We start from the raw sequence: 24,239 nt of genomic DNA on the forward strand, positions 1-24,239 counted from the left end.
CCACGCGTTGTGACGCTTTACTACTATATACAAAGAAACAAATACTTTTAAGTACCAGTTACAGAAATCCATATAGTGCTGCATGGTGAATTGTTTGTCTCAACGTAGACAGGAGTTCCTGGAGTGGCTTAGGGGCGTTGAAAGAAAGTGGCAAAGAATTTGGAAAGAAAAGCGCGTCTTCGAAGCCGATAGTAAAGAAGGCGTCTCAAAGTACTTCATAACGGTACCCTACCCCTACGCCAACGGCCCTCTTCACATAGGACATGGCAGGACGTACACCATAGGGGACATAATAGCGAGGTATAAGAGGCTCAAGGGCTTAAACGTGCTTTACCCGATGGCATTCCACATAACAGGCACGCCAATAATAGCCTTCTCGGAAATGATTGCGAGAGGCGACCCGAAGACAATAACGCTGTATAGAGAGTACATCAGGCTTTATGCGGAAGACGAGAAACAAGTAGATGAGATATTAGAGTCCTTTAAAGATCCACTTAACCTGGCTGTTTTCTTTGCCGAGAAAATCCAGAGAGACTTCGAAGAGCTCGGTTACAGCATTGATTGGCGCAGGAAGTTCCACACGGGTGAACCAATGTACAACAGGTTCGTTACCTGGCAATATTATAAGCTGCTGGAGCGAGGTCTAATAACTCGGGGAGACCACATAGTAACCTACTGCCTCCTGCATAATCAGCCGGAAGGCGAAGACGATATACAAGATGCCGATGTAAACCCCGTTGAAGTAGTGGAATACACCGCGGTGAAGTTTAAACTTGTAGGTACCGGCGAATACTTACTAGCGGGAACGCTACGTCCAGAAACACTCTTTGGAGTAACTAACATCTGGGTTAACCCGGAGGCAGAATATGCGGTTTTCGAGTGGAATGGGGAAAGATACGTTGTAAGTAGCAAGGCGCTAGTTAAGTTTATGCATCAGTATCCAGGCGAAGAGGTGAGACTAGTCAATTACATTAAAGGAGCAGAGCTTTTAGGCAAGTGGTCTGAATCGCCGCTTGGAGATAGAGTGATCGTGCTCCCCGCCTGGTTCGTGGACCCGGACAACGCCACGGGAATAGTATATTCAGAGCCAAGTGACGCTCCTTACGACTACGTAGCCTTAATGGAATTGAAATCAAATCCGCAGTTACTTGAAAAGTTCAACATTGATCCGAGCTTGGTCCTAAGCATTGAGCCCAGGAAGATCATCGGGATCGCGGGAGTTGAAGCGCATCACGCCAAGTTGGCCGTAGAGAGGGCGGGCATAACCTCGCAACTAGATCCACGACTCGAAGACATTTCACGAGAGGTCTACAAAGAGCAGTTTTACGGGGGGGTGATGATTATCGACAACCCAGAGTTTAAAGGCCTTTCAGTTAGAGAGGCGAGGGAAAAAATCAGGGTCAAACTGTACAATGAGAACAACGCGATTCCATTTTACGAGCTCAATAGGAAGGCATGGTGCCGTGCCGGAGGGGAGATCATAGTAGCCAAGATTACAGGCCAGTGGTTTATAAATTACAACGTAAAATGGCTTAAAGAACGGGCTCGAAGAGCGCTTGAAAACGACGAGGTAAAAATTATACCGGCAAAGTACAAAAAACTATTCCTCGACACTATCGACTGGCTTGACAAGAGGCCGTGTGCTAGGAAACGTGGAATCGGAACCCGATTGCCCTGGAGCACCGAGTGGATCATTGAAAGCCTCAGCGATTCGACAATATACATGGCGCTTTACACCATATCTCATATTATCAGGGAGCACAACATACCTCCAGAGCTCCTCATACCGGAGGTGTTCGATTACATATTTCTCGGTCACGGATCGCCCGAAGATACGTCATCCAAGAGCAACATACCGATAGAACTGCTTAGCAAAATGAGGCAAGAGTTTACCTACTGGTATCCCGTGGACCACAGACATACAGCCATGCCGCACATTACAAATCACTTGACGTTTTACATACTGCACCACTTCGCTATATTTCCCGAGGAGTACATGCCGAGAACGATTTCCCTTAACGAGACTGTAATAAGAGAAGGTGCCAAGATGTCTAAGAGTAAGGGTAACGTTATACCCCTCAGGCACATAATCACGATGTACTCCGCGGACCTCTTCAGGCTTTACATATCGTGGGCGGCGGGCTTGGACAGCGTACTGGACTGGCGCGAGGCCGAAGTAGACAGGGTCGTAAACAGCCTGGTGAAATTCACAAATATAGCTAAGGTGGCGGTTGAGGCAGAGTGCCGTGAAGTACAAGATAACGTTTTTACCGAGTGGTTCATTAGCAAGTTCTACGAATTGCTGGCCAAGGCCTCAAGCGCTATTGAAAACCTCGAAATCAGGGACTACGCTCAGGCGGCGTTCTTCGACGTGTTGGCTTTGATAGATAAATATCGCGATATGGTGGGTGAGAAATTCATCTGTGGCGTGAAGAGAGTATTACCAGACTGGATTACCGTCCTAAACCCAGTTATACCTCATATCACCGAGGAAATAAACAGCTGGTTGGGCAGAGAGCACCTACTTTCAACATCTAAATGGCCCGAGATCGGGGCCGTGAAGGAAGAGATCATCACGTTGATGGACTCCGTAGAATCGCTGATCTCGGACATCAAGGAACTACTAGAACTTGTTAAGCGGCCCGAAGCCAAAGTATATGTCATTGTTGCACCCGAGTGGAAACGCGAAGTAGCGAGAATGGTGCTTGAAGGCTTGCCACTCAAGGCTATAATAGACGTATTGAGGACAAAGTTTGGTTTGAAGGGCCGTGAAGCCGAGATCGTAGATGCGTACAACGTTTACAAGAAAACGGAGAGAAGCATGCTTGAAAGCATCATTAAAACCAAGAGTAAAAGTGAGTACACCATGTACGTGGAAACCATGAACTACATCAAGGCTAGGTTGCCCGGAGTTAGAGAAGTAGTAGTTCTCTGGGAGGATGAAGCAAGAACTAGGAACATTCCTAAAGCAGAGCGGGCACTACCCTTGAAGCCGGCAATATATCTGGAGTAAGTATAAAAACTTAATTTCACTCCTCGAAAACTCGTTATATTAAGTGCATCGTGGTGTGACCGGAAATGGAGCACCTAATAACATTATTAGCGTATTTCACGCAACTATTTGCAATAATGAACCCTTTTTCGGTCTTGCCGTTCTTCGTATCGGTTGTAGAGGGGCTCGGTAAGCGCGAAGTAGACTCCATAGTGCGAAAAGCCATGGTCGCGGGGTTACTGATAGTCGTGACGTTTACTATAGCGGGCAAGTATATCTTAGAGGCATTTAACATATCTATAGCGGGCTTACGTGTAGGAGGCGGTATTCTACTCATTGTACTGGCACTCGACATGCTGGGCGAAGAGCCGAGGACTAAGAAAATGGATCCACGCGATATCGCAGTAGTGCCTATAGCAACACCTCTGATCATCGGACCTGGCACCATTACGACAATACTGTTACTGGTTGCGGCCAGGCCTGGCGATCTACTAAACTTGCTACTAGTGCTAGTTGCTGGAATTACGGCGTGTTTAGCGTCCTTCACGATCTTGAGAGTCGGTAACATGCTAGTGAGGTTCTTGAGGGTTTCTACCGTGAGGGCGCTAGGTAGATTCATGTCGCTAATCATAGCTGGCATGGCTGTGGAGATGATTGCAGGTGGTGTAAAGATGTACTACTATACATTGTTTAAAGGTTAACAACAATAATGAGGCCTCTATAGAGGGGCCCCTCTTCAGCACGGTTAGGGCGGGTCGTTCACGACTTTATGAATACTTTACTGTGTTATCCCCCTGAAGGGCTTAAGAAGCTTATACCAGTTTCAGGATAAACGACCTCAGCATCCATATTTAGCTGTAAAGTACGTGGAGGCGTCATGGATCCCACGTCCTTGGGTTTACTGGGGAATATCGAAGTATCCGAGCACGGACAGGGATGTTTAATGATCAACAGAACCCACTGTTTCCCTAAGGCGCGCTCTTAGCCAACCTAGTTTAAGAGCTATTAGGTCTAGGGGAAATAGTTCTAGTAGGGGAATGATGAAGAACCTTGGGCTAAGACCCGTAAATGAATTAGGCCCCGCATAGCTGACCGCGAGCCTACTAATAACCAGTGTGTAAAGCTACTAACTACGATCAATGCTTTTATACCGGTGCCCTTAATACCTTACAGTGGTGTAAACATGGCAAAGTACAAAGTTAAAATAGATCCCAGAGAAAACTGCATTTCAGACATGGTATGTGTATCGATATGCCCAGACGTCTTCGAAATGAACCCTGATGACAATAAAACGCAGATCACAGCCAAGTACAGAGAGGGAGAAAACATTGGGGTAGGCGTTGTACCGGAAGACCTGCTCTCCTGCGTGCAAGACGCCGCGAATGCGTGCCCCATTCAAATAATTCACGTCGAGAAAGTGGACTAGACGCGGTCTTCACGACCGTGCTTTTTTATCTTAACATGCCCCCTCTGGGTGTTCCTTTGGACTTCAAATCACTTACCGAGCTGGCCGTTAAGATACTTTGCGAGAGCGTGAGGTTCAAGACAGTACTTGGAGAAGCATACGAGAACATCGTGGATTACTATAGGGAGATTCTCAAAGACTATGGCATACACGTAACCACTCACAGGGTGCCAGATGAGTATGTGAAGAGAAATCTGCCACTGCAATTTAACCCCGATAAGCCTAGATACATATTACTCGCCAGGGTAGGCTATGGTGAAAAGGTACTACAGTTTAATGGGCACTACGACGTTGTACCCCCTGGAGAAGGGTGGACGAGGCCTCCTTTCGAGCCATCCATAGATAGTGGAAAGCTGTACGGTAGGGGGGTGAGTGACATGAAAGGTGGCATAGCCGCAATTCTCGCAACGCTAATACATTTTGCGCAGACACGCGAGCCCGAGATAGTTCTAGAGGCTGCTCTTGTACCGGATGAGGAGATAGGTGGAGTAACTGGTACAGGGTATCTCGTGAGAGAGCTCGGTAGTAAGCCCAACTGGGTCGTTATAGCCGAGCCCTCCGGTATAGATGGGGTTTACACTGGACACCGTGGTAATATATGGTTTCTTGTGAAAATTCACGGTAAACAAGCACATGGATCTTCGCCGTGGCTAGGAGACAATGCATTTGAAAAAATGCTTGTTTACGCTAAGCTTTTCATAGAGGAGTATAGAAGAATCTTGGAATCTAAAACCAGCAATTACGAGTATGAAGATCCTAGGGCGCGCAACCCTACAATAACACCTGGTGGAGTCTTAATCTCTCCGGGAGCGGTCAACGTCGTACCCGGAATGTGCGGGTTCAGCGTGGATAGACGGCTCGTAGTAGAGGAAAACGTGGAAAATGCTATTATGGAAGTGGAACGCCTTCTAGAGGAGCTGAATAAGAGAACGGGTATTCGGGCGGAGGTCGAGGTGCTAGATGCGTCTAACCCAGCATATACTCGAAAGGATGCCGAGGTGGTACAAGCGCTTGCAGAAGCTATTAACAAAGTTGTGGGGAAAGAGCCGCGGCTAGTAGTGTGTGCTGGAGGGCTGGACTTAAAGTACTATGCCGAGAAAGGCATACCCGCAATTGCGTATGGACCTGGAATGCCGGGCACAGCCCATAGACCCGATGAGTATGTTCTAATAGAGCACTTGGAGAGGGTCATAGAAGTTTACATAGAGCTGGTTAAAATACTTGAGAAGAGATGAAAGGCTTTTATACAAGTGCTTTCATTGCTTTTAACAAGTGCTCGGCTGCGTGCTTAGCGCTGAGGAGTGAATAAGTGTGCCGGTTAAAGTACTTATTGCTAACAGAGGAGAAGTAGCTATTAGAATAGCTAGAACACTTGTGGAAAGCGGCTATATTCCCGTAGGGATATATACAGCTGACGACGCTGATTCCCTGCACAGACGGTTTCTAGTCGATGATACCGAAGTCTCCAGTTACCTAGATATAAAAGACGTGGTCAACGCCGCAGTAGAGCTCGGTGCCGAAGCCGTTCATCCCGGTTACGGGTTCCTCGGTGAAAACCCCGAGTTTGCGCACGAGGTTGCTAGAAAAGGTTTAGTATTTATAGGTCCTCCACCAGGTACGATCACCCTCAGCCGCGATAAGTTGGCATCTAAAACGTTTGCTGAAAAACTAGAGGTGCCGACGCTTCCGTGGGTGGAAGTGCACGAACAGGAGGATGTCATTGAGTTCGCCAAGGTGCACGGATATCCAGTAATAGTTAAAGCTACTAGTAGTGGGGGTGAGGGAATCGGAGTTGCGTGGAGCGAAAAGGAAGTAGAGTCCGCCATCAAATCGGCTAGATCGGGGGCAGAGAAATCATTTAAAGATGTGAAGCTCTATGTAGAGCCTTATATCGAGCACGCCAAACACATAGAAGTACAGGTCCTAGGCGACGGCGATAACATAGTACACTTATACGAGCGAGAGTGTAGCATTAGAAGGAATTTCTACCAAAAGATAATCGAAGAAGCGCCCAGCCCATTCCTTAACGCCGCAGAACGAGGAAGACTTTATGAGTACGCCTTGAAGTTGGCGAGCGGGCTTAGGTACGTGAACGCTGGAGTAGTAAAATTCGTTTTTGACATCAAGAAAAGAGAGATGTACTTTACAGAAATCGGTACAGGACTTCAGGCAGGGCACTCCGCGACCGAGATGATTACACGTATCGACCTCGTCAAAAAGCAGGTAGAAGTGGCACTATACAAAGTACTAGGGCTGAAACAACACGATGTAATGCGTGAAGGTCATGCAATAGAGGCGTGCGTATATGCAGAAAACCCATATACGGGTGAGCCGTCGCAAGGTATAGTCAAAAAGTACAAGGAGCCTGGCGGCCCTGGTGTACGGGTTGATTCCGGCATTGCCGAAGGATCGCGGATTAGCGGCCATAATGACCCATTAATAGCCAAGGTAATTGCATGGGGTTCTGACAGGTACACATCAGTACAGAGGCTTGAACGGGCACTCAGAGAATACGTAATTGATGGCGTGCCCACAAACATACCATTATTGAGGTATTCGGTACAGTCGCCAGAATTTATCAGCGCAAATTACACTATAAGGTACTTCGAGATAGGGCTGTCCAACGTATACAGTAAAATGCTTGAAGATTCCCGAGTACATGCTGTAATACTTTCAACTCTCTTCGAGTACGGTGATGCATCCGTTAAGGCGTACTCGAAGAAGGCGAGCTTAATAGAACATGTATTAAAGAGCGAGAAGGTTTCCTCAATAAAGAGGCGTGCATGGTACTATTACGTTAGCCTGAAGACCGCTCTTGAAAGGTCTTATAGCGGTAGGAAAAGCCGTGTAAGGGAAGAAAGATCTAAACGCTGATGAAACCGTTGTGATCGCCTGAAAACGTTGAACCCAAGTATATACGAGTATATGTTGTATAAAGCTCTTTGTAAATAGTCTTTATAACCCCCTTAGGCTAGAAACCCCTTGATAGGGTGAATGGGTTGAACGGCAAGGAAACCAGGTTCGTGCTCTGGCTAGAAGAGGTCAGAAAGGAAGATACTCCTCTAGTTGGTGGTAAGAACGCAAATCTAGGAGAAATGCTGGCTGCAGGTATTCCAGTGCCTCCAGGATTCGCCGTAACGGCATACGCATTTAAATACTTCCTCGAGAAGACGGGGCTTGGCCAGAAAATATATGAAATGTTGAGAAAACTAGACGTTAACAACACAAAGGAGCTCGAAGAAACAACTAGGAAAATTAGGGAAATGATCCTAGCGCAACCTATGCCTCCCGAGGTCGAGGAGGAGGTTAAAAACCACTACTACGAACTAGCTAAGAGGCTCAACATGGATCCGAATAACCTCCGCGTAGCTGTTAGGAGCAGTGCCACAGCCGAGGACCTGCCCGAAGCTAGTTTCGCCGGGCAACAAGACACCTACTTAAACGTTTACGGCGCCGAGAAGGTAATAGAGCACGTTAAAAGGTGCTGGGCAAGCCTATTCACCGCGAGAGCGACATTCTACAGAGTCGCGCACGGCATACCACATGAGAGAACGCACATGAGCGTCACAGTCCAGAAGATGGTCAACAGTAGAGTTGCCGGCGTAATGTTTACACTGCATCCCGTTACAGGGGATGAAAGCGTAATCGTAATCGAAGGTAGCTGGGGTCTTGGAGAATCAGTTGTAGGAGGCAAAGTAATACCGGACGAATACGTTGTTGAGAGAGGCAGCATGAGGATTGTCGAGAAGAAGATTAATAAAAAGACTTATATGATCACATTCGACCCCGTTCTAGGGAAGAACATACACTTAAAGTGGGACGAGGAGAAAAAACAGTGGATTGCCGAAGAAGGCGTTGAAATAAACACCCCACTAGTCAAGATCGCTGAGCCCGAAACGCAGGCTCTAACAGACGACGAAATAAGGAAACTGGCCGAGCTCGGCGAGCTGATATATGTGCATTACGGCAGGCACATGGACATAGAGTGGGCAATCGATGCCGATCTGCCGTTTCCACAAAACGTATTCATAGTACAAGCAAGGCCCGAAACAGTCTGGAGCCTCAAGAAAGTGAAAGAAAAGGAAGTGGAGAAGAAATCGGCTGAAACAATCATCGCAGTAACGAGAAAAAGCGTTAAGCTATCAGAAGCTAAAGTGCTTGCAAAAGGGTTGCCGGCTAGTCCGGGTGTAGCTGCAGGCGTTGCTAGGGTGATCTTCGACCCGAAGAGCCCCGAGGCCATGGAGTTTAAGCCGGGAGATATACTGATAACTAAAATGACCGATCCCGACTGGGTTCCACTGATGAAGAAGGCGGCTGCCATCGTCACGGATGAAGGTGGAATGACAAGTCACGCTGCCATCGTTAGCAGAGAGCTCGGCATACCTTGCGTAGTGGGAACGGGTAACGCGACGAAGACCGTTCAAACCGGTATAGATGTCACCGTAGATGGCGGTAAAGGTATGATTTACGAGGGTGTGGTAGAAGAGCTGGTAAAGCCCAAAGTAGAAGTAGCCGCTCCGGCACCAGGAGTTGTTGCAGCAGTCGGTATCAGCCCAGAGCAGTTGCTACCATTGTACCCGGTAACGGCCACCAAGATCTACATGAATCTTGGCGAGCCAGACGCCATTGACAGGTATAAGGACCTGCCCTTTGACGGTATCGGGCTAATGAGAATAGAGTTCATATTCACTGACTGGATTGGATATCATCCAATGTACTTAATAGACAGCGGGAAGGAAGACTTCTTCGTAAGTAAGCTGGCAGAAGGCGTTGCCAAAGTAGCTCAGGCGATATACCCAAGACCTATAGTTGTCAGGTTTAGTGACTTTAGAACAAACGAGTTCAGAGGATTAAAGGGAGGCGAGAAGTACGAGCCGGAAGAGAGGAACCCGATGATCGGCTGGAGAGGAGTATCTAGGTACATACATTCAAAGTATGAACCCGGATTCAGGTTAGAGTGTAAGGCTATAAGAAAAGTCAGGGAGGAATTCGGGCTAGCTAACGTGTGGGTGATGTTACCATTTGTGAGAACCACTTGGGAGGTCAAGCGCGTTCTAAAGATCATGGAAGAGGAAGGACTGAGAAGGAGCAAGGACTTCAAGGTGTGGATCATGGCAGAAGTTCCTAGCGTATCGCTATTAGCAGAAGAATTCGCGGAGCTGGTGGACGGTTTCAGTATCGGAAGCAATGACTTGACGCAACTAGTCCTAGGAGCCGATAGAGATAGTAACATACTAGCCGAGATGGGTTACTTCGATGAAAGGGACCCCGCGGTTCTTAAGGCTATTAGCATGATTATCAGGGGTGCCCACGCAAAAGGCGCCACGGTCAGTATCTGTGGGCAGGCACCAAGCGTCTACCCGGAAATAGTGGAATTCCTGGTTCGAGAAGGTATAGACAGCATCAGCGTTAACCCTGATGCAGTAATACCAACGAGGAGGTTAGTAGCGAGCGTTGAAAGGAAGATAATGTTAGAAAGGCTAGAAAAGGTGCTCGAAAAATTAAAGAACACCAACTTCTAGTAATGACCGTGTAGAAGCGTGGCTTAGCCTTTTAAGTTCGGTTTCTCTTTTTACCGAACGGCATTAATATTAAGTCTCTCAGAGACCATTCATGGTGCTATTGTCCGATCACTAAACCAAATAATAAAACTCTCGGGCAGCTGAACCAGCTTAACCTCTATTAAAGTTAGCAGTTCGTGCATAAATATTAGCTTATCATGTATATACATAATCATGTCCGCTGCCACTAAACTCGCGGAAACTAGGCCTTGTTAGTGCACTACAGAGGTGATCCCACGTTGAGGAAAGTAGTCATTATAGGTGCCAGCGGAAGGGATTACCACAATTTTAACGTAGTTTTTCGAAATAACCCAGAATATAGGGTTGTTGCCTTTCTACAGACGCAGATACCCGGTGTTGCTGGAAGACGATACCCGCCGTCACTGGCAGGGCCCTATTATCCCGAAGGCATACCCATAATCAGCTTCGAACTCCTCGAGGAGATCGTTAAAAAACAAGGAGTTGAGGAGGCTGTGCTCGCATATAGCGACTTGACATATGAAGAGCTAGGCCACGTACTTTCACGCGTAGTCGCTACCGGTCTTTCATTCAAAATAATAGGACCCCTCGAAACCGTTTTAGAGGCCTCTAAACCCGTTATAGCGGTTTTAGGTGTTAAAACCGGTGTTGGCAAGAGCACTGTTTCAAGAGAGGTTGCACTAGAATTAAGGAAGAGAGGCCTTAGAGTAGGTATTGTAAGGCATCCGATGCCCTATGGCAACCTCGAGAAAGCAGCTATACAGGTATTTCATGAGCCTGAAGACCTGGAGAGATACGAGTGCACGGTTGAGGAAAGAGAGGAGTATGAACCTTACTTAAAGATGGGCCTTTACGTCTACGCTGGAGTCGATTACGGTAAGTTATTACAAGTTGTGGAAAAGGAGAACGACATAATACTGTGGGATGGTGGAAATAACGACTGGTCATTTTATAGGCCGGATTTCTCAATGGTGGTAGCAGATGCTATGAGGCCCGGCATAGAGGTAAAAGCCTATCCTGGTGAAATAAATCTACGCATGGCCGATGCCGTGATAATAAACAAAGCAGATCAAGCGCGCCCCGCCGCCATCGAAGAGATAAAGAAAAACGTTCACTCGAGAAACCCGAAGGCCATGATAACCGTCGTTGCCAGCGAGGTAGCAGTTGACAACCCGGACTTGATTTCAGGAAAGAAAGTGCTAGTAATCGAAGACTCTCCAACAGTTACTCACGGTGGGTTGCCCTACGCCGCAGGCTATGTTGCAGCAAAAAGGTATAACGCCGAAGTCGTAGATCCGAGGCCCTATGCAAGGGGGCTTTTCAAAAAAGTTTACGAAGAGTACCCGCACATGGGACCTGTACTGCCAAGCACCGGGTACACTCCAGAACAGCTTAAAGAGCTCGAAGAGACTATCAAGAGAGTGCCCGCAGACGCCATAGTGCTGGGAACACCGTCTGATATAACTAGGTTAATTAGCGTAGATAAGCCCGTTGCTAGAGTAACATACAGGTTGAAAGTTATTGAAGGGCCAAGTATTAAAGACTACGTGGACATATTCTTAGAGAGATCAAGGAAAAAGCTCGTATAGTTGCATTTATAGGCGCTAAACCACGCAGGTACAGTAATGCAACAATAGTAACGCAGTGATAATAATGCATAAAATACTCTTTATGATTCCATCCTCTTGATGCACATTAGAACGCGGTGTCTATTCGTGAGAATAGCCGGTGAGGTCATCTACGTGCCCGACTACTCTGCAATAGTTCAAGGGGGAGTCAGTAAACTCGTCGAAGAAGGAGCCATAAGTGGTAGAGTAATAGTGCATAGAGCCGTCATATTACTACTAGAATTGCTGGCCTCGAAGGGGCACGGTATAGGTCACGCCGGGTTAGAAGAGCTGAGTAAACTTAGAAAACTTCACGAAGAGGGAAAAATCACACTTGAATACTCGGGTGAACGGCCTAGGTTTTATGGTGATGAGGCTGAGGATGTGGCAATTAGCGAAGTCAACAGCGCCGTCAGGGAACTCGCCATGAGTGTCGGCGGAGTAGTCATTACAGGTGACAACATAGAGTATAACGTGTGTAGAGCTATGGGGATACAGGCGTTGATCGTCGAGAAGCGGGGTGAAGGCGAACTTAGCTTTGAAAAGTATTTTGATGACAGCACGATGAGCGTTCACCTGAAGGAAGACACGGCCCCCATAGCTAAGATAGGTAAACCAGGCGAGTGGAGGTACGTCAAACTGGAGGACAGAACTCTATCGCGTGAAGAGGTAGAGAGAATTGCTAATGAGATAGTTGAAAGCGCGAAGAGGAGGAGCGACGCGTTCATAGAGATGGATAGAGCAGGGTCTACAATAGTGCAACTTGGTCCATACAGGATAATCATAGTGAGGCCTCCACTTAGTGATGGGTGGGAAATCACCGTAGTTAAGCCCATCAAGAAATTAAAACTCGAAGACTACAACCTGCCACCAGAACTAACTAAGAGGCTAAATGAGAGGGCTGAGGGAATTTTAATAGCCGGTGCCCCCGGCATGGGTAAAACCACTTTTGCACAAGCACTCGCAGAGTACTATATGAGAATGGGTAAAGTAGTGAAGACCGTTGAATCGCCTAGAGATATGGTCCTACCGAACGAGATAACTCAGTACAGTAAACACTATGCTAACATGGGCGAGTTACACGACATATTGTTATTGTCGAGGCCTGACTATACGGTATTTGATGAGATGAGGACGGACGAGGATTTTAAACTCTACGCCGATTTGAGGCTTGCGGGAATAGGCATGATCGGCGTAGTGCACGCCACTTCGCCAATAGATGCCATTCAGAGGTTTATTGGAAGAGTGGATCTCGGCATGATACCGTCAATAGTAGATACCGTCATCTTCATAAAGAAAGGGTGGGTTGAAAAGGTTTACGAGATCAGAATGACCGTTAAGCTACCTACGGGTCTGCGCGAAGCGGAGCTCTCCAGGCCCGTTGTCGAGGTAAGAGACTTCCTGACGGGAGAACTAGAATACGAGATATACACATTCGGTGAACAAACAGTTGTAATTCCCGTCAAGAAATTGAGGGCAGGGCCCGGTAAGTGGTATAACCTACTGGAAAAGGCACGCTCTGCCTTGCCTGAAGCGACTATAAAAGTCAACGAAGACGGTATAGTAATAGAACTCGATAAGAACCAGCTCAAGACATGTAGGAGGAAAATTAACCGCTTGAGAAAGATGTGCGAGAAACACGGCGCACAATTAAGGATAGCCATTAAGGACTAGTCTCATGTCTGCTGAACTCTGATAGCTTCTTTACGCCTTTAATCAACGAGATTAACGCCTCTAGCCTTACGCCTTCGTTTATGGCATCTTTACCGAGTTTATATCTTCCGCTCTCCATCCTTTCCAGCTTCGAAACGGGTATGAAGAACCATTCGCCTGTACCTACAACTTTGAGTGCGATGTACGCTTCGGCGCCAGCTCTATTGGCAAAATCTAGCAGCTTCTCGATCTGCCTGGACTCGATGTACACCGTCCTGGTCTTTCTTGTAGTCTTAACTTCTGCTACGATGACTTTGCCTTTGTATATGGCCACGACATCTGGGTATAGAACCCTTTTGGCTTTACTACCACTAGCTGGCGCTCTCATGACTGCCAATCCATGGTTCCACAGCTTCTTGAGAAGGTCCCGTTCATGTGCAAAACCACGAGACCTCTTAGAAGGCACGTCCCTTAACACCCTTAGTGTTCACGGGGGAAAGACCTCATAAACATTATCCAGATCAGTGCATTAATAAAGCCTGGTGATTCCATTATATCTAGGTGAAGAGGAGTTGAAGCTGAAGACCACGTTGTTCGCGATAGTGTTTCTACCACTTCTGCTAGGGCTTTTGCAAGCGCCTACCACACTTCCAAGTCCATATATAAGCACACTGAGTTACATAGATGTCGCTAAACCTTTACCCGTTACTACTATCGGTCCTGCCGCACCGGTAGTAGTTGCGCCTGGTTCCTGCTTTAACGTAGTTCTCGGAGAAGCCTTTGATGTGTCGACTGGTTACATGTGGCAGGTAGCTGAAAACGGTAAAGGATTATTGGTAGAAAACTACACAGTAGTAGTCAATAAGCTAGAAGCCAGAAGCCTCGAGATCTGCGTTCCCCCCAACGTCGTTGAAGGCCTTTACGACCTCGAATTGGTGGGATCGACTCACCACAGTATTCCAAGATCTATATGGGTCTTGGAAAAGGTGCCAAGAAAGATTAGAGTAGTCATTATGAGCGACCTGCACTTTGGCGCGGGACCTCAAACACTGCTCGAGGGCGATATCTGCAGGTTTTCAGCAGCTTTTCTAGCGTCATCTCTAAATTCTACATTCATGATCTGGGCCGGCGACATAACTGACAGCGCCTCGGAGAGCGAGACCATCCAAGCGCAGGTTTACAGATATTTGTTCTTGTACAAATACCCGGTTCTAAGCGTTCCAGGAAACCACGATAATCCCGGCAACTTTTATGCCAAGTACTTGGGCCCCGTTAGGTGGGTACGGGTACTTGGAGACCGGCTACTACTCGTTGGAATATACACGAACCCCTATAGAGAGGGAGGCATAGGGGCATGGGAAGAGATCTCTTTCCTGGAAGAAGCGCTCAAAAACTATTCTCATATACCACTGAAGATCGTTGTGTTCCATTACCCCCTGTTCTACTATCAGGGTGAAGTAGTAGCAAGGTATGATGACGAGGAAACCCTAAAACCCTACGAACCGGGTGTCGAAACACCTGTCAGTAGCTACTGGAGCAGTAATATGACCAGTTTTCGCTACGTACTAAAGCTGATCGAGGACTACAACGTTACGGCAGTAATATCGGGGCATGTTCATAGAGATCAGTTCGTTAAGTACACCAGTACTAGGACGAATACAACAACGTACTTTATAACAGTAACAGCTACTGGTATGGGCGCCGCAACTTATCAGGGCATCATCTCCTTTGAAATAGATACCGAGACTGGCGATCTCTCATTTCCCGTTACTCCGCCGAGCTTCATAGGCTTCAAATATAGTTCAAGTAAACTATCCTTGAACTCTATACCTGTCAAGAGCTTGCAAACTAAGCTAGTTAAGTCATCCGTATTCTACAAGCTCGAGGTGAAGAATACCGTTCCTTGGCTTAGCGTGAACAGCACCCTCGTAGTGGCACTACCGTGGAACCGGGATTTAACACCTAGGTTTAAGAATTACGCATCAAGCCCCAACTCTTCCATAACGGTGTTGAACCATATAACCACGGGCGACATGTTGTATTTGAGCATGAAGCTTTACCTAGGCCCCGGAGCCACCGACGAGCTAATGGTCATGGGTTTAGATGACACATTACCGCCAACTATACTGCTAAAAAAGTACATCCCAGCAATACCAACAATTAACAGAACCTTGACGATCTACATGGAGATCGTAGATGTCGAATGGGGTGTGGATGTTAGCAGCGTATCGGTTAAGTTTAATGGAACCTCTATATCGGTTAAGTACGCGCCAGAAACGCTAATGGCAGAATTTAATACTGTAACTCTTACCATGACTCTCTCGCTAAAAGCTGAGGAAACCACCCCAACCCTATTAGAAGTCTACGCAAGAGACTACTACGGGCACGAGGCTTTAAAGAAGTTTAAAATACTATTCTATCCCCCTGGTGTAAAGCCTGGCGAAACGCCCGTAGAGGAAATCATAGAAGTTACGGAAACGCCTACAACTACATCAACGATCGGAGTGCCGACAGAGACCACTACAATTACCCCTACTACGGCGGTAACTCCCATTACGCAAACGATTACATCTACGCCTGTACTCACGCCTACAACGACCACGCCACTTCAGAGCACGGTGATAGCAACCGAGTCCACCCTACTACAAACAACAACACGCCAAGAAACTACACCACCGAAAGGCATGGATTCTGTGGTCGTTGTAATTATAGTAGCAATAATAGCGGTTTTCATCATTACCTTCCTATCTTTAAGAAGAAAACATACTCAGTAATTGGTGCATACCCGCATAATCTTTTTTAACTCTCGTCACTTTACTTACCTCGTAGAGGTGTATATTGCCGTGAAGAAAGCACTCTTTCTAGCGCCATTAATCCTATTAACACTGCTAGTAGCCATTAAACTACCAGTGGCAACTAGCAAGCCTGAAACAGTAACGATAGCCGTAGACCTGGCACACGGCGAGAGTGATAAGTACTTGAATTTTATTCAGGGCAACATTACGCAGGTAACAGTCAACAATAGGGTGTACTCAATAAAATGGATTAACATAACGACAGGCATGACAATTACGCAAGAACTACTATCTGAAGTAGACATATTGCTAATAGGCCAGCCCACGACCGGTCTTAGCCCAGATGAGATGGAAGCCATCTTAGACTGGCTTAAAGGAGGAAACAAGGTGCTCTATGTCGCTGGAGACAGCGATTACGGCCCAGGGCCGGACAGGATAGACATCGTTAACAAGCTACTAGAATACATTGGAGCAAGGCTTAGGCTGGAACAAGCCTCTGTATACAGTGAAGTAGGTAGAACGTACAAGTATAAAGGTACCGTGTACCCAACGGTGGCAGCTGCCTACTACAGGGTACTTGTATTCGTAGAGCCTGATTCTACTACGCTACCACATCTCGATACATCCATACTAGCCGAGGGTATTACTAAGCCTATACTAATGCACGGACCAACCTGCGTAGTATGGGTAGATGATGAAGGCCATTACCACGACCCCGTCACCGAGGTGTTTCCGGGTTTAATTAGAATAGCGTGGTTTAGAAATTCGTATATAGGAGATAACAACCCGCCACCGGCATACGTATATGACCCGATGTTCTACGGCCTCGGCGCGCCTAGAGACAACTCCAGCTTCGTGGGCTACGCGGCTGAGTACTGGCTCGACGTAAACTCCTTAATAACGGTAGCTGGAGAGTCCCTTTACGGTGACTACGAGCCGGCTTGGGCGTCATCTTACTATGGAGTAAGCTTAGATGGCCCCGCATTCGTTGAAAACCTCATTAGGTGGTGGATTAGAGTAGTGACGTACACGCCCCCACCTCCTCCCACGTTAACCGTTACCGAGACCGCCACGGTCATGCAAACTATTACTCACACGGTCACCAGGACCTTGACGCAGACGGTAACGGAGACTATGACGCTCACTACAACTCAGATGCAGACCATGCTTCAGACCATCAGAGAGACTACTACGAAAGTCAGCTTAGAGACCCTTTCTACCACAATTACTGTTACGGCACCAGACTATACGGTGGCTGGAGTGGTAGGAGGAGTTGCACTAATCATCATCGTAATACTTGTGATCATGCTATTTACTAGGAAGAAGTAACTAGTGGAAAGAACTTTAAACATGCCCCTGATTTTTATTTTGGCCTTAACCATTCAGGTATTTAAACCGCGTTGAGAGTTTTGTGTACGTGGGGAACTCATGAAGAGTCTAATTGCTTCCCTATTAGTAATTTCAACCATTCTAGCGCTACCCGCTATTAGCCCTATAAGCACAGAGTGGCCTTGGACTAGTAATGAAGAGCCATTTCCATGGCTTGATTACTTAGCCAGCTTGACGACAGAAAGGAATGTAAGGCTGGTTATCTTGACGAGACACGAACAATCAATACAAACCCTTACGAGAATAATGTTCTTGAACTCGCCGGTAGCCAAGAAACTAGGTATAACCGAAGTTCAGTTTGTGTATTATCCTGCCGAACTGTGGCCCGATCGCATCGAAAGCGCTAAGAAGCAGGGAATATCAATAGATGTGGCGTGGGGTGGAGGTCCAACGCTATTCAACATACTCGATGACGCCGGTTACTTAATGCCCATAAACCCACAACAGTATCCAGAGCACTATGCGGTAACGTACGAACTGAGTAAAGTGCCCAAAACAGTGGCGGGCGCTGAGACCTACAAGGTTGACCTTCAAGGTAATGTAAGATGGATTGGTGCAAGCATAAGTAGCTTCGGTTTCACTGTAAACCGTGATGTATTAGCGAGGTATGGATTGCCAATGGCCAAGTCGTGGAGCGACCTCGCAGATCCTGAGTACGCTAGGTATCTCCCGGCAGTACCGCTAATAGGCATAGCAGATCCAACTCTCAGCACCAGTAACTTGAGGATCTTCGAAATAATACTGCAGGCCAAGGGATGGGAAGAAGGGTGGAAGATACTAACACTAATGGCCGCCAATTCGAGAGTTTATCCAGGCAGCGGTGACGCCAGAGATGCGGTAATAAAGGGAGACGTGGCTATCGCCACGACGATAGACTTTTACGGCTATATGGCGGTGAACATAAACCCTGATTGTGTTTACATCGCACCGGAAGGGGAAACTATAGTGAACTCTGATCCGATAGCGATCATAAGCATTACCAAGTACCCCGTTCACGCAGCCGCCTTCGTGGCGTGGGTTTTAAGTGAGTTTGGTGGACAACAAGTATGGCTTAACAAGGACATTAACAGAATACCGATTAACCCGAAGACGTTTGAAACTAGTGAAGGGGCCAGTAGGCCGGATTTGAAGAAGGCATTTGAAACTCTCACCACGCTCAGGGGAATAGTGTTCAATGAAACCTTGTCATCTAGCTGGGTTAACTCCGTAATGTACTATTTTAAAGCAACACTGGTAAACGCTCACGAAGATCTACAAGCTGTATGGGCACAGGTGGCTAGTGCGTATCTTGAGGGAAGGATTACAAAAGAATGGTTTGATTACCTGGTGTATGAGTTGTCAAAGCCATTAAGATTCACTGATCCCGTATCCGGCCAGGAAGCTAAGTTTACCCTAGAGTATGCAATACTTGTAAATACCAAGTTGAAGGAAGGCCCCGTGTATCAGGCGTTAATGTCTGCATGGGAGTCCGGTGCGAGGACGAAGTATAAAAACGTTCTCACGCTACTTAATAAAGCAGTTAGCGGAGAACCTATACCTACAGTAACGACAACTACTACGCAGACAGCTACTACGACGCCTACTACGACCGCAGAAACCTGGACATCAATCACAACGACACCTACATCCACATCTATCGCTCCCGAAACAACAATAATAACCTCTCCCGCGACACCGCCAACAGCGCCCATCACTACACCGCCTACCACACCACCTACTGGACAGCCCGAAGGGATATCACCAACGTTATTAATACTTGTAGGCGTACTGGTAGTAGTCATCATTATTATGGTACTATTGAGAAGGAGGTGACATTGCCGCTTAGACATTAGAGTCCACGTACCCGCTTTTTGCCTAGTCCTTACTGCCAAACACGAAGTTTTAAAGCCGTTATCGGTAGAGACTCTAAGGGTAGAGTGGGGTTTGTTTAGGCCTTGAAGAGCCCTGGATTTAAGGATCTTTCACTAGGCGGGGTGTTACTGGCATTACTGTGTTTAATTAGCTATGAAATATTACCCGAAGTAGAGGCGGTCATGTACTCATATGTACTATGGGTTGTTGCCCTAGTATACGGGCTTTTGCTACTAAACCGCGGATTCAATTATTATAGGATCAAGTATAGCTTCTCACTTACATTCATAGCCGTGGTAATCGCGCTCTACGAGATCATCGTTTTATTGACTGGCGCCACGGAGTTACTACAAGCAATAGCTATCGGTTTAACACCGTATTTGAGTGTAGCGTTATTCGGTTCCCTACGTGAGAGGATCCAAGCGACGAAAGAGCGAATTAAAATCATGAAAACACCTGTTCCGCTTTTGAGACGCATTAAAGCCACTTTATACCAGCTTGACACAACATTATGGTCTTTCATGATCTTCGGATTTGCTTACTTAATGGTGTTTATGCTAGTGCCGATATTACTCGTCCTACTTCAATCATTCACACCGCCAACTGGAGGTGAGTGGTGGATGAACTTCTACAATGTTTTAAGAACTAGCAGTTACGTGAGGTTCAAACCGCTAGTTACTCAACCCTACTCGATCGTTAACTTGCCTGGAGGTGAATGTATTATTGTACTGAGAGGCATCGATTACGGCCCAGTACTAAATAGCCTAATAGTAGCGTCCGTGGTCACAGCCGTTGCAACCGTATTGGGTGTCTTTATAGCATATGTCCTGGCACGTTACAGGTTTCCTGGCCATACTTTAACCAGGATATTGGCCATAGTGCCGTTATTCAACACACCATTTGTGAACGCATATGTAGTTAAGTTACTGTGGAGTGAGGGCGGCCCCGTTTCAATACTACTAAGGCCTGTTTTAGGTTGCGCTTTAAAAATAGATAGTCTTCTAGGTGTCATGATAACGCAAATAATGTCGTTTTACCCGATAGTATACCTTAACGCGTATACCGCGTTCATAAATGTAGATCCCTCAACGGAAGAGCAGGCTGAAAACCTTGGAGCTAAAGGCTTTCGGATTTTCAGGACGGTCACGTTACCACTAGCACTTCCGGGTATAGTTGCAGGTTCGACGCTCGTATTCGTGTTCAGTCTCGAGGATCTGGGTGCACCAATAGTTTTCAACGAGAAACGTCTCATGAGCTACAGGATATATGATGGACTTATCACCGCTCATGGGGTTATATCACCGGAAATAGCGGCACTGGGCGTTGTCTTGTTGTTAGCGGCTCTCATAGCGTTTCTAGCCATTAGGAACTATGTGAGTATGCGTAGCTATGCCATGATAAGTCGCGGAGGTAGGTGGAATCCGAGGATAAAAAAGCCAGGGATCTCCGGTTCACTATTAATATACCTCGTAGTAGTACCATTAATACTGTTCGCTATGCTTCCACAAATAGGCGTCATCCTAATGTCCCTTGACATACTTAAACCATATGTTCGTGGAGGCAACCTCGTAATCGAGCTGTCCAGCGATCCCCTGAAATACATTAAAAAGGCACTTTCGGACCCGGCTATTTACAGGTACATTATCAACACGCTTACGTACGCCGGTATATCAGTCGTCATAGCTGTTTTCCTAGCTGTCTGCGTTGGCTACAGCGTTAACAGGCTCAAGGTAAAATATGTACCCAGTATACTGGACTCCCTGGCAACCGCACCGCTTGCAATACCTGGACTAGTGTTCGCGCTAGGGTACTATGTAATGTTTACGCGTTTTGCTGAACTGTTGCCTCGAGACATGGCCGTGAGGTTCAGCCCCGCTAGCGTGGCGTTCGAAGCATGGATTATATTTATATTGGCCTTTAGCGTAAGGAGGCTTCCCTACGTTGTACGATCGGTGTTTGCTGGATTCCAGCAAGTACACGGAAGCTTAGAGGAGACGGCCATGAACCTTGGCGCGTCGAGGTATAAGGTAATATTTGGTGTAATAATGCCGTTCATCATAGGCTACGTACTGAGCGGTGCTTTAATAGGCTTCATATACATGGCCACAGAAGTAACAACAAGCATTACTTTTGGGGGTATAAGAGAAGATCAGGCGCCACTAACATTCTACATGAAGCAACAATTCATCGGTGGCGCGGGTGAGGGGCCTTACTTAGCAGCGGCTATGGGCACGTTGCTAATACTGATCCAGTTGATCGTCGTCGTGATCGTGGTGTATATATTTAAGCAGAGGTACGCGTTTGTAGGCGTATAGGGTGCTTTAAATGACACGGGTAACCCTTGAAGGGGTATCAAAGTACTATAGCAATGTAGTTGCGGTCGAAGAAGCAACCTTCACTGTCGAGAAAGGCGAGTTTTTCACCCTTCTCGGGCCTAGTGGTTGTGGCAAGACGACAACGCTTAGAATCATAGCCGGGTTTGAAGTGCCAGATAAAGGTAGAGTTTACTTCGATGACGAGGACGTTACGTTCTTAAAGCCCTATAAAAGAAACACCGCAATGGTTTTTCAGAACTACGCCCTATGGCCTCATATGACTGTTTTCGAAAACGTTGCTTACGGGCTCAAGATAAGGAAAAAAGAGCTTGGATTAACAAGCGAAGAAATCGAGAAAAGGGTTAAATGGGCCCTTGAACTGGTTAAGCTCGAAGGGCTGGAGAACAGGTATCCCTTACAGCTTAGTGGTGGGCAGCAGCAAAGAGTTGCACTTGCTAGGGCGCTTGTCGTCCAGCCGAGAGTGCTACTTTTAGATGAACCTTTAAGTAATCTTGATGCCAAGTTGAGAATAGAGATGAGAGAAGAACTTAAGAAGTTACAAAAATCCCTCGGGATAACGACAATCTACGTCACACATGACCAGCTAGAGGCCATGAGCATGTCAGATAGAATAGCCATTATGAACAAAGGTAAAATAGTCCAGATAGGTGCCCCTCGCGAGCTGTACTTCCAGCCAAGGTCGCTCTTCGTAGCGGACTTTCTCGGGAGGAGCAGTATTTACAGGGGCAAAGTGCTCGAACAACGTAACCACGAAGTAAAAGTTCACCTAGAAGACACGGATATCGTCTTGAAGGGTGTGGTGTTCGAAACGCCGCTACCGGAGAAGGTCGCGGTTGTAATCAGGCCTGAAATAGTAAGAGTGGGAGACAGCGTAACGGATGTCGAAGATACCGTTATAAAAGGTGTCTTGGAGTTTGCCATGTTCACTGGCGAGAAGATTGAAGGAAGACTTAAAGTAGGCGAGCTCAGGTTACTGGTCTACATACCAAACTACATGAACGTTTCAGTAGGCAACGAGCTTGTAGTCACGATACCCTGGAGAAACACGATCGTGCTTCCTCTCGTAGAGTAGTAGCTAGGCTAATTTCTCCGCCGTCCAGCCTCCATTACTGGTCCTAGTAGCTCGGTGAACGCTCTTTTTTAAGTACACGCCTTCAGCCCTATAAGTTGTGATGTATATCGTTTCGCGCGTGATCTCCAATACCACGAACGAGGGCATATAGCTACCTCCACCACCGCCCCATACACCAGTGAGGGAGCCAGGGTTTATCAGGAGCTCCTTGCCGGTAGACCCCACTTTGACGAAGTCTGCATGGGTATGTCCTGAGATGAGCACGCTTACACCTAGGGAATGTGCGATTTTAGTAAGCCTTACTACGTCCCCACGGGGATAGAAACCGTCTCCGTGATGTACGCCTATCGTGCACTTTTCGACCTCAAAAATGGCTGTTTTTGGTAATGGTAAGTAATCCATGTTACCCCTGACAACGTAGACTCGGTTACTGAGGCTTCTAATCCACTTTAAAATGCTTTCACTGGTAAGGTCACCTGTGAACACTACTGCATCCCATGGCATGGAGGAGTCGATGACCTCCTTTAGAGCCCTCGGTATGTCGTTAGCTCTATCAGGTATGTGCGTGTCACCTATTACAAGTACGCGCACCACGCTAATCAGCCGGGTAAGTAATCTTCACCGCTCAAGCCGGAGGTAACTCATCACGTGCATTTGATAAAGTGATTTTCACTTATAAGTCTACTTGATATACTCCTCAGCCTTCTTCGCGAACAAGTAGTTTAGTGGAAACGGCACGAGAAGATACAATAGCGCCTTAAAATCGCTAGTTCTCAGCGTCTTTAAAACATTTATACCATCCCCATTGCCCTCTAGGTAGCCTTTTAGAATGAACTCTATTACTCTTCCACTCATATCCGTATTCAGTGCTTTAACGTAGCCTTCCATGAACAGCGTTGAGGCTAAAACCAGCAAATCCCAGGCAGCGTATTCGGGGTTATACTCGTTTATGGCCTGTTCGGCGTCTACGATGTAGACACGATCACCTTGGTACACGAAATTAGATATCTTGGTATCGCCTAGAACCCAGCCACTTTCATGGCATGAACCCATACCACGACCAAGCTCGAAGTGTACGCTACAAGGAGCATTATAGTTATACACTTTACCCTTAACAAATTCTCTTACTATTTTCACCCTTCCATAGTCAACTAGTAGCAGTTCAGGCCTGTGAAAGCACTTAAACGCCCTCCTCATGAACGAGACTTCGCGCTTTAACCTCTCTACAGGTTCGAACTTAAATGGGTATATTCCCATTGCAATATTAGATAGCGTAACAATATACCACTTTAGTAAACCGATTTCAGAGGCATAGTCCTTGACCACGTACATTTTACCATCAACAACAACTAATCTTGACTGCTTCGATAAGGTGTCCAGCACGTTAACTAGATTAAGTTTCATGGAAACACCTAGAGATAACGATGCCCAGTCATTCCTATAAGTATATAGGGGTTCACAGGATTTAACTTTAGTGGTGGGTGAAGAGGCCTAGGAGAGAGCCTTTGCTCATCCGCTCCACTTCGGGAGTGTTGCAAA

At 46.8% G+C, this 24,239-nt stretch carries 16 protein-coding genes; 13 read left to right on the forward strand and 3 right to left on the reverse strand.

Annotated elements, in window-relative coordinates:
- Nucleotides 1–85 precede the first annotated feature (85 nt).
- From leuS to QXU03_00600, 8 genes are all read left to right on the forward strand, one after another.
- The gene (gene leuS, locus QXU03_00565; protein MEM2170242.1) at nucleotides 86–3,013 is read left to right on the forward strand and encodes a leucine--tRNA ligase; all 2,928 of its coding nucleotides are present in this window, start codon (nucleotides 86–88) and stop codon (nucleotides 3,011–3,013) included.
- A gap of 65 nt (nucleotides 3,014–3,078) precedes the next feature.
- Nucleotides 3,079–3,693, forward strand: coding sequence for a MarC family protein (locus QXU03_00570; GenBank protein MEM2170243.1), 615 nt, complete (start codon nucleotides 3,079–3,081; stop codon nucleotides 3,691–3,693).
- A 482-nt stretch (nucleotides 3,694–4,175) separates the two neighbouring features.
- Nucleotides 4,176–4,418: a ferredoxin gene (locus QXU03_00575; protein ID MEM2170244.1), complete on the forward strand. Its 243-nt coding sequence runs from the start codon at nucleotides 4,176–4,178 to the stop codon at nucleotides 4,416–4,418.
- A 56-nt stretch (nucleotides 4,419–4,474) separates the two neighbouring features.
- Complete coding sequence (locus QXU03_00580) at nucleotides 4,475–5,692, forward strand: M20 family metallopeptidase (protein ID MEM2170245.1); 1,218 nt, start codon at nucleotides 4,475–4,477, stop codon at nucleotides 5,690–5,692.
- Between the two features lie 76 nt (nucleotides 5,693–5,768).
- Nucleotides 5,769–7,331, forward strand: coding sequence for a biotin carboxylase N-terminal domain-containing protein (locus tag QXU03_00585; protein MEM2170246.1), 1,563 nt, complete (start codon nucleotides 5,769–5,771; stop codon nucleotides 7,329–7,331).
- Between the two features lie 125 nt (nucleotides 7,332–7,456).
- On the forward strand, nucleotides 7,457–9,979 hold the full coding sequence (gene ppsA / locus QXU03_00590; GenBank protein MEM2170247.1) for a phosphoenolpyruvate synthase: 2,523 nt from the start codon (nucleotides 7,457–7,459) through the stop codon (nucleotides 9,977–9,979).
- Between the two features lie 278 nt (nucleotides 9,980–10,257).
- Nucleotides 10,258–11,586 (forward strand): cyclic 2,3-diphosphoglycerate synthase, encoded by a 1,329-nt coding sequence (locus QXU03_00595; GenBank protein ID MEM2170248.1) that lies wholly within the window; start codon nucleotides 10,258–10,260, stop codon nucleotides 11,584–11,586.
- Between the two features lie 99 nt (nucleotides 11,587–11,685).
- Nucleotides 11,686–13,278: a PINc/VapC family ATPase gene (locus tag QXU03_00600; GenBank protein ID MEM2170249.1), complete on the forward strand. Its 1,593-nt coding sequence runs from the start codon at nucleotides 11,686–11,688 to the stop codon at nucleotides 13,276–13,278.
- Here QXU03_00600 and hjc read toward each other — a convergent pair.
- Nucleotides 13,268–13,723, reverse strand: a complete 456-nt coding sequence (gene hjc, locus QXU03_00605) for a Holliday junction resolvase Hjc (GenBank protein ID MEM2170250.1) — start codon at nucleotides 13,721–13,723, stop codon at nucleotides 13,268–13,270. The two genes, QXU03_00600 and hjc, sit on opposite strands and share 11 nt — an antisense overlap.
- A gap of 106 nt (nucleotides 13,724–13,829) precedes the next feature.
- Between hjc and QXU03_00610 the strand changes: the two genes are divergently transcribed.
- The 5 genes from QXU03_00610 to QXU03_00630 all read left to right on the forward strand — a co-directional run bounded on the left by QXU03_00610 (nucleotide 13,830) and on the right by QXU03_00630 (nucleotide 22,700).
- A complete protein-coding gene (locus QXU03_00610; GenBank protein ID MEM2170251.1) occupies nucleotides 13,830–16,031 on the forward strand; it encodes a metallophosphoesterase in 2,202 nt (733 codons plus the stop codon).
- A 69-nt stretch (nucleotides 16,032–16,100) separates the two neighbouring features.
- Nucleotides 16,101–17,381 carry a hypothetical protein gene (locus tag QXU03_00615; protein ID MEM2170252.1) on the forward strand — a complete coding sequence of 427 codons (1,281 nt, stop codon included), beginning with the start codon at nucleotides 16,101–16,103 and terminating at the stop codon, nucleotides 17,379–17,381.
- A 99-nt stretch (nucleotides 17,382–17,480) separates the two neighbouring features.
- A complete protein-coding gene (locus tag QXU03_00620; protein ID MEM2170253.1) occupies nucleotides 17,481–19,253 on the forward strand; it encodes an ABC transporter substrate-binding protein in 1,773 nt (590 codons plus the stop codon).
- A 122-nt stretch (nucleotides 19,254–19,375) separates the two neighbouring features.
- On the forward strand, nucleotides 19,376–21,607 hold the full coding sequence (locus tag QXU03_00625) for an iron ABC transporter permease (protein ID MEM2170254.1): 2,232 nt from the start codon (nucleotides 19,376–19,378) through the stop codon (nucleotides 21,605–21,607).
- Nucleotides 21,608–21,617: 10 nt separating this feature from the next.
- Nucleotides 21,618–22,700, forward strand: a complete 1,083-nt coding sequence (locus QXU03_00630; GenBank protein MEM2170255.1) for an ABC transporter ATP-binding protein — start codon at nucleotides 21,618–21,620, stop codon at nucleotides 22,698–22,700.
- Between the two features lie 3 nt (nucleotides 22,701–22,703).
- Here the strand turns inward: QXU03_00630 and QXU03_00635 are convergent, their stop codons facing one another.
- Both QXU03_00635 and QXU03_00640 read right to left on the reverse strand, forming a co-directional pair.
- Nucleotides 22,704–23,294 carry a YfcE family phosphodiesterase gene (locus QXU03_00635; protein MEM2170256.1) on the reverse strand — a complete coding sequence of 197 codons (591 nt, stop codon included), beginning with the start codon at nucleotides 23,292–23,294 and terminating at the stop codon, nucleotides 22,704–22,706.
- A gap of 87 nt (nucleotides 23,295–23,381) precedes the next feature.
- On the reverse strand, nucleotides 23,382–24,104 hold the full coding sequence (locus QXU03_00640; GenBank protein MEM2170257.1) for a serine/threonine protein kinase: 723 nt from the start codon (nucleotides 24,102–24,104) through the stop codon (nucleotides 23,382–23,384).
- Nucleotides 24,105–24,239 lie beyond the last annotated feature (135 nt).

Source organism: Desulfurococcaceae archaeon, assembly GCA_038845865.1.
Classification (GTDB): Archaea; Thermoproteota; Thermoprotei_A; order Sulfolobales; family Desulfurococcaceae; genus UBA285.